A 12,127-nucleotide genomic window follows, 5' to 3' on the forward strand; every position below is an offset into this window, starting at 1 on the left:
CCATTTGGTCGATATCCGCATCGGACAATCCACCGCTGGCTTGGATTTGGATTTGTTGCTCTTTACCTGTTGCTTGATCTTTTGCAGAAACAGAAACGATACCATTGGCATCAATATCAAACGTCACTTCAATTTGAGGTGTTCCTCGTCTTGCTGGTGGAAAACCATCTAAATGGAAACGACCAATTGTATTATTGTGCGCTGCCATTGGACGTTCACCTTGTAATACATGAATTTCCACAGATGGCTGATTGTCTGCTGCTGTTGAGAATACTTGTGATTTCTTTGTTGGAATTGTAGTGTTTGCATCAATTAACTTCGTCATTACATTCCCCATTGTTTCAATTCCTAATGAAAGTGGTGTAACGTCTAATAATAATACATCTTTTACATCTCCAGTTAAAACTCCACCTTGAATAGCTGCTCCTACTGCAACAACCTCATCAGGGTTTACTCCTTTACTTGGTTTTTTACCAAAGAATTTTTCAACTGCTTCTTGTACTGCTGGAATACGTGTTGATCCACCAACTAAGATAATTTCGTCAATATCTCCTGTAGATAAACCTGCATTTTTTAAGGCAGTTTGACAAGGTTCAATTGTTCTTTTTACTAAATCGTCAATTAATTGCTCAAATTTAGCTCTAGATAATGAACGCACTAAATGCTTAGGTCCACTAGCTGTTGCTGTAATATAAGGTAAATTGATTTCTGTTGATGGTGAGCTAGATAATTCAATCTTAGCTTTTTCAGCAGCTTCTTTCAAACGTTGTAAAGCCATTGGATCTTTACGTAAATCCATTGATTCTTCTTTGTTGAACTCATCTGCCAACCAATTAATGATTTTCTCATCTACATCATCTCCACCTAAGTGTGTATCTCCATCAGTAGCTAATACTTCAAAAACTCCATCACCTAATTCTAAGACAGAAACATCATGTGTTCCACCTCCAAAGTCAAAAACAGCAATTTTTTGATCTTGACCTTTTTTATCTAATCCGTAAGCTAATGCCGCAGCAGTTGGCTCATTGATAATTCTTCTCACTTTTAAACCTGCAATTTCTCCAGCTTCTTTTGTTGCTTGACGTTGCGCATCATTAAAATATGCAGGAACTGTTACTACAGCTTCTGTAACAGATTGTCCTAAGAACTCTTCAGCAGTTTTCTTCATTTTTTGAAGAATCATTGCTGATAATTCTTGTGGTGTATATAAACGTCCGTCAATATCAACTCTTGGCGTATCGTTGTCTCCTTTTACTACTTTGTAAGGAACACGTCCAGCCTCTCTTGAAGATTCAGAAAATTTGTTCCCCATAAAACGTTTAATTGAATAAACTGTTTTTGTAGGGTTTGTTACTGCTTGTCTTTTTGCAGGATCACCAACTTTAATTTCTCCACCTTCAACAAAAGCAATAACAGAAGGAGTTGTACGTCTTCCCTCAGCATTTGCAATTACAACTGGTTCGTTTCCTTCCATTACAGAAACACATGAGTTGGTAGTTCCTAAATCGATTCCAATAATTTTACTCATAACTTATTTTAAACTTTTATCTATTGTGATATGTTATACTTTAATTTAACTATTTTGCTTTTCTAATTTGTTTGTAATAAGTCAATGATTATGCCAACAAAAAAATGCTGACATGATGTCAGCATTCCTTAAAAACGTTGTCTGATAGATTAGCAGAAACACGTATTTCCTCGTATTGTTTCACATTGATCTTCCGAATTTGGACAATGATCTGATGTACAACAAAAACAGGTAAATAACGATCCGCCACCTTTAATGTTCGCTGTTCCTAGTTCTGAAACTTTAATTTTTTTTAAGTTCAGCTTTCTGTTCATTTTTTTGTTTTTCATACTAATAGTTTTGTGAACTCTCTTTGAGTTCCGTTAATAAAAAAGATTGATGAATTCATATTCAGATTTTAATCATTTTAATGAAAAAACATAAAACCTGTTTATCTAGATTACTTAAATTTATAGAAAATTGATATCATTTCCCACATTTTAAAATAACTTTAACTACAAATAAAAGATATGTAAATTCAAACTTTACTTCTATATTTACAGCCGAGAAGTAATTATACAATTATGGAATATATTAGTGTTTTTGATATGTTAAAAATCGGTGTTGGTCCATCGAGTTCGCATACGTTAGGTCCTTGGAGAGCAGCAGAAAGCTGGATTAAGGAATTGAAAACTGCTGAACTTTTTGATGATGTAACATCTATTAAGGTAGATTTGTTTGGTTCTTTATCCTTAACAGGAAAAGGACATGCTACCGATTTAGCCGTATTACTCGGTTTATATGGTGCCGATCCCGAAACAGTTCCTACCGAACAGATTCCAACTATTGTAGAAACAGTTTCAAAAGAATATATTTTATCTTTTAATCAAGAAAAAGAGATTTCTTTTGATCCTAAAAAAGATATCATTTTTAATAGTGATTTTTTACCGTTTCATCCTAATGGAATTACTTTTCACGCTATTGTAAATCACAAAATACATTCTTCTACATTTTATTCTATTGGTGGCGGATTTGTGGTAAAAGAAACTGAAACTCATGATGACAGCGATCATCCAATTCGTATTTTTCCTTTTCCAATCAATAAAGCAACTGATTTACTCGATTTCTGTTCAAACGAACAAAAAAAAATTTCTGAAATTGTACTATTGAATGAAACACTGCTTCGTTTTCCAGAAGAAATTGATGCCGAATTAGAACGTGTGTGGAATACAATGTTAGAATGTATGTACACAGGATGTCATACAGAAGGAATTTTACCTGGCGGATTGAATGTAAAACGCAGAGCATACGATATTCATCAAAAGTTAAAAGGTGATTTACCTTATTTTTCTCCTGAAGAATGGTTACAAACAATTCGAAAAACTACCGTCAAATTTCGTCAAATTTTTAAATGGGTTAGCTGTTTTGCCTTGGCTGTAAATGAGGTAAATGCTTCTTTAGGTCGTGTAGTTACAGCTCCAACCAACGGAAGTGCTGGCGTTATTCCTGCCGTTTTAATGTATTATTTGGTTATTGAAAATCACAAAGCAGATTTTACTCATATCAAACGTTTTTTACTCGTTGCAGGAGAAATTGGTAGTATTTTTAAAAAAGGTGCCACTATTTCAGCAGCTATGGGCGGTTGTCAAGCTGAAATTGGTGTTTCGTCTGCCATGGCAGCTGGCGCATTGACAGAATTGTATGGAGGTTCACCTGAACAAGTGATGATTGCAGCCGAAATTGCAATGGAACATCATTTGGGAATGACCTGCGATCCTATTGGCGGTTTGGTACAAGTTCCATGTATTGAACGAAATTCCATGGGTGCAATTAAAGCCATCAACGCTGCCGAATTGGCAATGGAAACTAATCCTGAAGATGTAAAAGTTCCGTTGGATAAAGTAATCAATACGATGTGGGAAACTGCTAAAGACATGAATTCGAAGTATAAAGAGACTTCCGAAGGCGGATTGGCCGTTGGTGTAAATGTAGCGGATTGTTAATTTAGATGCTCTTCGCTTTTAGACTGCTTAGATTTGCTTTGCTTTTAGATCGCTGACGCTCTTAGAATTTTAGTATCAGCTTTGCCTCTTAAATCACTTTGCTTTTGGTATGTTAGTAGGCTTTTACGTTTAACATTTCAACTTCAATTTCCCAAACGTCTATTCGAGTGTTTTATCTAAATAAAATGGAGATAAAATGTATCGAGAACTACTTTCATGTTAGACACGCTTTGCTTTTAGATTATTAGACTTTCGTTATTAGTAAGCTAGCCTAGTTACTATTCCTGACACCCTTTTTTTCGTCGTGTATCAATTAAGTAAATAATCTTCCATTGTCCGTTGTCTTTGAATAGTTGAAACGAATTTACACCGCAATGTAAAAACGTTCCATTGAGCCAAAACTCATACGGTGTCCATACATTTGCCATGGTTCCGTCCACTTGCACATTGTACGAAAGAATTTTTTCATTCCACGTTTGACTATCTGGTCTGGTTACTACAGCTTTTATTAAACCATCCGCTGGTTGATTTCGCAATACAGCTTCTCCATCTTTTGTAGTGAATGTTGTTTGTAGAATTAAATCTTTGTGAACTACTTGTTGCATCATCACAGAATCTTTTTTGTGGAAGCCTTCAAAGAATTGGATAACTGCTTGTTTTGCTGCTTTTTCGTCGTCTGTTTGGGCATTCAAGCGAAAGCTTACAACTAAAATTAGAAAGAAAATATAGGGTTTCATGTTGATTGATTTTTGAGAAAATTAACTTAAATAAATTAAAATCAGTTAAATTTTATCATAGTTTTAAGATTTTTAACAAATCTTCCTACTCAATTATTTGGCTACATTTTTTTCATTAAATGAAGTAAGTAATACATTTTAACTACTTTTAACAATTATTAGAATTATACATTTATTTTATGAGTTCACAAGAAAAGAATAAGCAAGGAAAAATTGTTGGTATTATTGTAGGCGCTATTGTTTTTGGATTAGTTTCTTACGGTGTAAAATCTTTCTTTAAAAAAGACATTACTACTGAAATGAAGAAAGTCGTCAAAGAAATGAATGCTAGCACTCCAACCGTAATAGACGAATACACACGTTTGGACAGCGTGGCATTGACTGCAAAAACTAAGTTTGAGTATTATTACACTGTAAAAGGAATGGATACTTCCGTAAATGATTTAGATGAAGTACGTAAGACTATAAAAAGTTCCATTATTAGTGGATTGAAAGGAAGTCCGGATATGGAACCTTTCCGAAAAAATAGTATCACATTGGGTTATAATTATTTTAATGAACAAGGAGAACTTCTTTTTGATATTGTAGCAGCTCCTTCAGATTATAAATAATTATGTACAAATATCTACTCTTCTTTTTCTGTATAAGTGTTACGCTCACGGCACAAACACAAGATGAAGCGTTTTCACAAAAGAAAAAGTTTCAACTCAATCCTTGGGATAATATAAATGGCTATCGGTTTTCTTTTAATTCATTACGAACTATAGACTTGGAAGCCAGTTATGTACTCTCATCTTGGCCTACTAAAGAGCCTGGTTACGGCGGTTTGATCATGCGGTTTCAATACATTAGCGCTGGCGTTGAATATTTACGTCTCAATAGACAAGATGTGTATGGTGTAAAATTAGCTTATGAAAACAGTATTGCGTTTCTTTCCGCACAAGTTGGCACGGATTATATTTTTTCTAATGATGCTTCACAAGTACGGTTGATGCCAAAAGTTGGAATTTCCATGTTAGGCTGGATAACGCTGTATTACGGTTGGAATATTAATCTATTAAAAAATAGCGCACTACAACCACGAAACCATAATTTCAGCCTACAACTTACCATTTTAGACTTCTAAAGTATTTAAAAAAATAACAGCTTACAAAAGTTCATTTCATTTATTATGATTACATTGTTTGTTAAAATAACCAACCAATGATTGTTACTATTTTAACCAAAGTATTACTTCCTTTATCGCTTGCTATTATTATGTTTGGGATGGGAATGACCTTAGTTCCAAAAGATTTTACACGCATTACTAAATATCCAAAAGCTGCATTTATTGGCATTTTGAATCAGCTTGTATTTTTACCAATTATTGGGTTTTCATTGGCTGTTGCCTTTGGTTTAGATTCCACAATGGCAATTGGTTTGATGATTTTAGCAGCTGCGCCAGGTGGTCCAACTAGTAATTTAATTACTCAAATTTGTAGAGGAAATATTGCCTTATCAGTGACTTTAACAGCGATTGTAAGTTTTGCAACCATAGTGACAATTCCATTGATTTTGACGTATGCGCTTGATTATTTTGGTGGTGATTCAAGTATTATAAAAGAATTGCCCGTGTTAGATATTATACTTCAAGTGCTAGTCATTATTATTATTCCAATTTCAATAGGAATGTTTATTCGCCGTTCAAAACCTGCGTTTGCCACACGAATGGAAAGTCCAATGCGAACCGCTTCAACCGTAATTTTTGTTTTAATTTTTGCTGCAATTGTGATTGCTAAGTGGGAGTTTTTAGGAAATGCGATGAAAGAAGTTGGTTTGGTAACTTTGCTACTAAATATAGCTACCATGGGACTTGGATTTATAACTGCACGTATATTTAAATTAAACTTAAAAGACTCGATTACCATTACCGTAGAAAGCGGCATACAAAACGGAACCTTGGCTATTGTTATTGCCACTACCGTTTTAAAAAATTTGGATATGGCTATTCCGATTGTGGCGTATTCTATTTGGATGTTTGTCACAGGAAGCATTTTAATGTGGTATTTTGGAAGTCGAAAAAATGCTTCAATTAATTCATAATGACACAACCAACAATACAAACGCTTCCGCAGAAGAAACTCATAGGGAAATCTGCAAGAATGTCTTTAATTCAAAATACAACGCCGATCCTTTGGAAAAGCTTTATGATAAATAGAAAAAGTGTCAAAAATGCAGTTGGAACGGATTTGTATTCGATTCAGGTGTATGACGATATTTCATATTTTAGAAACTTTAATCCGCAAACTGAATTTACAAAGTACGCCATGACCGAAGTTTCAAGTTTTGATAGTATTCCAGAAGATATGGAAACTTTAACTATTGAATCTGGATTGTATGCTGTATTTATCTATAAAGGATTGCCACAAGACTTTGCACAAATGGCAAATTATATTTTTGGGCAATGGATACCTAATTCTGAGTATACATTAGACAATAGACCACACTTTGAAGTTTTAGGAGAAAAGTACAAACCCGCAGACAAGGATTCGCAGGAAGAAGTTTGGATTCCTATTAAAAAATAATATAAAAACATGTACATCATTTCACTTACCTATAAAGTTCCGTTAGAAAGCGTAGAAAAGCATTTAGAAGATCATATTGCTTATTTGAACTTACATTACGAACTTGGTCATTTTCATGCTTCCGGCAGAAAGGTTCCAAGAACTGGCGGAGTTATTTTATCGAAAATGACTGATAAATTGCAACTTGCTACGATTTTGGAACAAGATCCATTTAAAATTCATGATTTGGCAGACTACAAGATCACAGAGTTTATACCAAGTAAAACTTGTGACGAATGGTCATTTTTGAAAGAATCGTGAAAATGAATATTTACAAAAAATCGTACTCAGCATTATAGTGATGTCTATTTAATAAAAGCTTTCTATTACGCGCCACTCAGCCAAGTAACTGTATTCAACATATATTGTGCATTATCTCCATTTTGATATTCTCCTGGACCTGGCCAATTGCTATTTGTATTTCCCAACCAACCAGAGTCGCCACAAATAACAACTCTACCTTTTCCAACATTATCTTGATCACTGAGTCCAATACTCCACAAAACGCCAGCAGTAATTGGCGCCTTATTTTGTGTGTTCTCTACATAGTTTAAACCTTGTAATGCTCCAATACTCTGACTGAATTGATTTGGATATACTGCACAAAAACTTCGTGTGACAACAGTATTTACTACTGTAGAATTGCCTCCTTTTACAATTGGCCAACCATTTTGCCCTGTAATTGTCGGATGATTGGAAAGATTACTACCCGTAAGTGAAACTTCATTATTTGCACTATTTGTACTACTATATGCAGCTGCCTCATATGCTGACCAAAATGTAGAACATACGGAACCTGTATAACGTACATGATTGTTATCGATGTTTCCTAAGCTAAAACCAGCATGATTTGCCATACACCAAAGTCCACCACCATTCTTCACAAAATTAGTAATTGCTGCGAGTTCCTCTTTTTCAAAAGGATTGTCCATTCTAGTCGTCAATATCAACACATCATAACCAGTTAAAGCTGTATCACTTAATGCGCCTTTTGCTATATCGTATGCATACCCTGCATCATTTAGTGTTGCAAACATACCTGTCAATCGGTCTCCTTGATTGACTTGCGCTTGTATTTGTTGTCCGTATAAATCGAATAAAATTTTCATAATGGTAGTTTTTATAAATCAATGTGTTAGTTCTGATTAAAAGTATTTTAAAAAAGTACAGCTTTTGAGCGCATAAACACCTATTTATAAAACAAGTAGAAATCACTTACATATTGATGATTTGATCGTTTATTTTTAGGATTCTACCATAGAAGTGTATAAAATACTGTCCGCGGGTCTACACCTTACTTTTTATTCTTATTTTTACATCCATAGAAAACCAATTATATGTCAGTTGCAAAGAAACAATACAAAAGAGTAACCGTAAAATCACTTGTGGAAATGAAGAGTCATGGAGAAAAGATTTCCATGTTGACCGCTTATGATTATACCATGGCAAAGATTGTAGATGGCGCAGGAATTGATGTGATTCTTGTGGGAGATTCTGCAAGTAATGTGATGGCAGGACACGAAACTACCTTACCAATTACTTTAGATCAAATGATTTATCATGCTTCTTCTGTGATAAGAGCAATTGATAGAGCATTAGTTGTGGTCGATTTACCTTTTGGAACATATCAATCAGATCCGAAAGAAGCCTTGCGTTCTGCGATTCGAATTATGAAAGAATCTGGTGGACACGCTGTTAAAGTTGAAGGTGGAAAAGAAATTAAAGAGTCTATAAAACGTATTTTAAATGCTGGAATTCCTGTGATGGGACATTTAGGGTTAACGCCACAATCTATTTATAAATTCGGAACATATACAGTTCGTGCTAAGGAAGAGAAAGAAGCTGAACAACTAAAAGAAGATGCAAAAATGCTAGAGAAAGCTGGTTGTTTTGCTGTTGTTTTAGAAAAAGTTCCTGCAAAATTAGCCAAAGAAGTTGCAGAAAGTATTTCGATTCCTGTGATCGGAATTGGTGCTGGAAATGGTGTTGACGGACAGGTTTTGGTGACGCACGATATGCTAGGAATGACTCATGAGTTCAATCCGCGATTTTTACGTCGTTATTTGAATATGTATGAAGAAATGACCAATGCTTTTAAACAATATGCTGCAGATGTAAAGTCAGTTGATTTTCCGAATGAGAAGGAGCAATATTAGTTTTAGACTTGTTTAGATCGTTAGATTGTTAGACTGTCTTCGACTTTTAGATTTTTAGACTCATAAATAGTCTTTTTTGTAGAAAAAATACCTTTTTAAAATATTTCATGTTTAATTAATTAAATATGTTAATATGCATCGTTTTAAAGAGTTAGGTATTTGAAAAAGAAGTCGATCTTTTTGTTCATTAATATATAAAGTAACCTCAAATTTTCCTGAATCGGAAAAATTTGGATTAACCAATCAATTACGGAGGGCTTCTGTATCAATTCCATCAAACATTGCAGAAGGAAGTTCAAGGAACTCTAATAAAGATTTTATTCGCTTTTTACGAATAGCAATTGGTTCAGCTTATGAAATAGAAACACAACTATTAATTGCGTATGATTTGCATTTTCTATCAAAAGAAAATTTACAAAAACTCACTCAAGAACTCGAAGAGATTATTAAAATGACATCAAAGTTTACAACTACACTCAAAATATAAAAAACATATCTAGTTTATATATCTAACTGTCGAAGACAGTCTAAAAATCTAAGAAGTCTAACATGTCTAAAATAATTTCCACCAAAAACAATCTCCAAATACTCTACGAAGACAATCATATTATTATTGTCAATAAACGTGCTGGTGATATTGTACAAGGTGATAAGACTGGCGATAAACCACTGAGCGATGTTGTAAAGGAATATATTGCCGAAAAGTATAATAAGACTGGGAATGTATTTTTAGGAGTTGTACATCGCTTAGATAGACCAACTACGGGAATTATAGTGTTTGCTCGAACTTCTAAAGCCTTACCCAGATTGAATGCGCTGTTTGCAGAAAAGAAAGCTAAGAAAACTTATTGGGCAGTAGTTAAAAATATGCCGCCAAAGCAACAAGATACGCTGACACATTGGCTTCGAAAGAATCCGAAGAATAATAAATCGACTGCTTTTGCAAAAGAAATTGCAGGTAGTAAGAAAGCCATTTTAGAGTATTCTGTAAAGAAAAAGTTAGATCGATATGTATTGCTAGAAATTGCTTTACATACGGGACGACATCATCAAATTAGAGCACAACTTTCTTCCATTGGTTGTAAAATAAAAGGTGATTTAAAATATGGCTTTGATCGTAGCAATAAAGATGCAAGCATTCATTTGCACGCTAGAAAACTCGTTTTTACACATCCTGTAAAAAAAGAACCTTTGGAAATTATAGCGCCGTTACCAAATGATCCTGTTTGGAACGCTTGCTTGTAGCAAAAGCACACAACCCTTACCCATTATACTCATATACAGATAAATACCTATACAATAATTACGGTTTTTCTGTACCTAAATCAAATTCTGTTTGTATAACTTGACTTCTTATAACCACAAAAATTTTAATATCATGAAAAAAAGAAGTATCAAAAATTTGGAACTTAACAAGAAAGCAATCTCAAATTTTAAGCAAGAAAAAGTAGTTGGAGCTGGAACACAAAGATGTACTGGTTCTTGGTGTTGGATTTCACTAAACGAAGGTCCATGCCCTAAGTAATAGTATAAGAATAATACTAAGCTGTCTAAAAACTATGTTGATTTAACACGTTATTTTAGACAGCTTATTTTTAAAATAAAAGATTTTATATTCTCTCTTTCACTTTTATATTCCTGCTTCAATCGCTGCTAGTACTGATAATGAAGCGTCTACCAAGTTTTTTTGCTGATCTGTAACATCTATATCAAATGTGGATGCCGTGTCAGTTAATGCTTGACTCATTTTATCGCTATATGCATCTTCTAACGTAGCATAATTTACAGTTGTTATTGTTTTGTCTTGTGCAATATGAATCATTTGTCCTTGATCATTGTATGTTAACACTCCAGAAGCTGGTGCTGTATAATCATCATCGTGATTTCTTGAAAATAAATCAATACTTCCTACGATAGAAAATAAACGTCCACTTGGGTCAAAAACTGTTTGCATGATGAGGTGATCGTCTTTTTGATTGTCCGTAATTGCATCAATTTTTACGGAAGATAACGATCCGCCTTGAGCGTAATAGAACGTATTATCTGGACAATACGATCGATAGTCATATCCGTTTTTTGAAAATTCTACATACGGATTGTGCTTTGACGTATTCCAACTATCTACACCTATTGAATTTAAAAATGCGGTATCGTTAAATGCTTCAATTACATTGGTATCTGGTCCGTACAATTCTTCATAATATGCCAATACTAAACGTGCAATACTATGCGATACAACTGCCGGAAAATTCATTGTTCCGCCATCATCTTGATAGGTAAATACAGCGTTTAATACCGTGTTTAAATGATCTACACAAAACGTAATGGCTTTTGCGGTATAATCTATCAATTTATCCGTTTCTACCGTAGCCACAACTCCTACTCCATCAGTCAATACAATTTCTGCTCCATCTGCAATTATTTTAGCGGCATCTGCGGCAACATCAATAGCGCCATCTATAATTTTAATGAGCCAATCTGGAATTTGAGAAGCATCTTGCATTTCATAGGTTACTTGAATTTGATCGGTATAGTTTCCTTGAAAATCCATGGCAAACGTTACCGTAGCATGATCGTCTTTTTCAGCTTGTATATGATCTAAATTAATGGTGAAAGATGCTTTTGAATCGGTTAATTCAATAATAGGATCGTAAATACGGTAATTGGAATCCTGTGTATAAAACTCGCTGTTGTATAGATTGTCTTTTCTAGAATGAATCGAGTTAGGATATAAAGCTATAAAATTATTGATGATATTCGTTGTATTTACATCTGGCTTGTGATCGTACATTTGAAAACTTTGAATGGTATCGTCCATATCATCTTCATTATTATCATCCGTGATATTTTTTAAATTGTAACTCGAATTTGGTTCTATTAAAACCGTTCTTCCTTGATAATCTGCTTTTGAGTACACACGTACCCATGCTTCTGAACCTGTTTTAATAGAGCTTGCATCATCTTTCATATCGTCCATATTAGAATCATCGCTCCATTGTACGTCGTTAAAATCTGGTACTTTTTGAGCTCCTGTAAAAGTTCTACTTTTTCCTGAGTAATCTTTGTCTTTGTAAAATGTTACTGTGCAATTTGACATAATTTCTAATTTTTGTGATTAATA

At 34.0% G+C, this 12,127-nt stretch carries 14 protein-coding genes and 1 pseudogene; 10 read left to right on the plus strand and 5 right to left on the minus strand.

Annotated features, from left to right (window positions below; translation table 11 throughout):
* Window positions 1–1,528 (minus strand): molecular chaperone DnaK (dnaK, locus tag ACRBBL_RS18995; protein WP_431370664.1); only part of this gene is annotated, 1,528 nt, incomplete at its 3' end.
* 149 nt (window positions 1,529–1,677) lie between these two features.
* Complete coding sequence (locus ACRBBL_RS19000; RefSeq protein ID WP_431370665.1) at window positions 1,678–1,857, minus strand: hypothetical protein; 180 nt, start codon at window positions 1,855–1,857, stop codon at window positions 1,678–1,680.
* Window positions 1,858–2,091: 234 nt separating this feature from the next.
* Between ACRBBL_RS19000 and ACRBBL_RS19005 the strand changes: the two genes are divergently transcribed.
* On the plus strand, window positions 2,092–3,510 hold the full coding sequence (locus ACRBBL_RS19005; protein WP_431370666.1) for an L-serine ammonia-lyase: 1,419 nt from the start codon (window positions 2,092–2,094) through the stop codon (window positions 3,508–3,510).
* 278 nt (window positions 3,511–3,788) lie between these two features.
* Here the strand turns inward: ACRBBL_RS19005 and ACRBBL_RS19010 are convergent, their stop codons facing one another.
* The gene (locus ACRBBL_RS19010) at window positions 3,789–4,247 is read right to left on the minus strand and encodes a nuclear transport factor 2 family protein (protein ID WP_431370667.1); all 459 of its coding nucleotides are present in this window, start codon (window positions 4,245–4,247) and stop codon (window positions 3,789–3,791) included.
* 179 nt (window positions 4,248–4,426) lie between these two features.
* On the opposite strand from ACRBBL_RS19010, the gene ACRBBL_RS19015 reads away from it, so the two are divergent.
* From ACRBBL_RS19015 to ACRBBL_RS19035, 5 genes are all read left to right on the plus strand, one after another.
* Window positions 4,427–4,858, plus strand: coding sequence for a hypothetical protein (locus ACRBBL_RS19015; protein ID WP_431370668.1), 432 nt, complete (start codon window positions 4,427–4,429; stop codon window positions 4,856–4,858).
* A gap of 2 nt (window positions 4,859–4,860) precedes the next feature.
* A complete protein-coding gene (locus ACRBBL_RS19020) occupies window positions 4,861–5,373 on the plus strand; it encodes a hypothetical protein (protein WP_431370669.1) in 513 nt (170 codons plus the stop codon).
* A gap of 77 nt (window positions 5,374–5,450) precedes the next feature.
* Window positions 5,451–6,329 carry a bile acid:sodium symporter family protein gene (locus ACRBBL_RS19025; RefSeq protein WP_431370670.1) on the plus strand — a complete coding sequence of 293 codons (879 nt, stop codon included), beginning with the start codon at window positions 5,451–5,453 and terminating at the stop codon, window positions 6,327–6,329.
* Window positions 6,329–6,811: a GyrI-like domain-containing protein gene (locus ACRBBL_RS19030; protein ID WP_431370671.1), complete on the plus strand. Its 483-nt coding sequence runs from the start codon at window positions 6,329–6,331 to the stop codon at window positions 6,809–6,811. Before ACRBBL_RS19025 ends, ACRBBL_RS19030 begins: the two co-directional genes overlap by 1 nt.
* A 9-nt stretch (window positions 6,812–6,820) precedes the next feature.
* On the plus strand, window positions 6,821–7,111 hold the full coding sequence (locus ACRBBL_RS19035) for a YciI family protein (RefSeq protein ID WP_431370672.1): 291 nt from the start codon (window positions 6,821–6,823) through the stop codon (window positions 7,109–7,111).
* Between the two features lie 65 nt (window positions 7,112–7,176).
* Here ACRBBL_RS19035 and ACRBBL_RS19040 read toward each other — a convergent pair whose 3' ends face one another.
* Window positions 7,177–7,959, minus strand: a complete 783-nt coding sequence (locus ACRBBL_RS19040) for a hypothetical protein (protein WP_431370673.1) — start codon at window positions 7,957–7,959, stop codon at window positions 7,177–7,179.
* A 228-nt stretch (window positions 7,960–8,187) separates the two neighbouring features.
* Here ACRBBL_RS19040 and panB point away from each other — a divergent pair, with 228 nt between their 5' ends.
* The 4 genes and pseudogenes from panB to ACRBBL_RS19060 all read left to right on the plus strand — a co-directional run bounded on the left by panB (window position 8,188) and on the right by ACRBBL_RS19060 (window position 10,531).
* Window positions 8,188–9,006 (plus strand): 3-methyl-2-oxobutanoate hydroxymethyltransferase, encoded by an 819-nt coding sequence (gene panB, locus ACRBBL_RS19045; protein ID WP_431370674.1) that lies wholly within the window; start codon window positions 8,188–8,190, stop codon window positions 9,004–9,006.
* A gap of 175 nt (window positions 9,007–9,181) precedes the next feature.
* Window positions 9,182–9,493, plus strand: a pseudogene (locus ACRBBL_RS19050) (four helix bundle protein); the annotation flags it as partial.
* A gap of 62 nt (window positions 9,494–9,555) precedes the next feature.
* The gene (locus tag ACRBBL_RS19055; RefSeq protein WP_431370675.1) at window positions 9,556–10,251 is read left to right on the plus strand and encodes an RluA family pseudouridine synthase; all 696 of its coding nucleotides are present in this window, start codon (window positions 9,556–9,558) and stop codon (window positions 10,249–10,251) included.
* A 133-nt stretch (window positions 10,252–10,384) separates the two neighbouring features.
* Entirely contained in the window at window positions 10,385–10,531 is a 147-nt protein-coding gene (locus ACRBBL_RS19060; RefSeq protein ID WP_431370676.1) for a hypothetical protein, read from the plus strand.
* A gap of 105 nt (window positions 10,532–10,636) precedes the next feature.
* Here the strand turns inward: ACRBBL_RS19060 and ACRBBL_RS19065 are convergent, their stop codons facing one another.
* A complete protein-coding gene (locus ACRBBL_RS19065; protein WP_431370677.1) occupies window positions 10,637–12,103 on the minus strand; it encodes a beta/gamma crystallin-related protein in 1,467 nt (488 codons plus the stop codon).
* Window positions 12,104–12,127 lie beyond the last annotated feature (24 nt).

The sequence above is a fragment of the Kordia sp. genome (assembly GCF_050633145.1).
GTDB lineage: Bacteria > Bacteroidota > Bacteroidia > Flavobacteriales > Flavobacteriaceae > Kordia.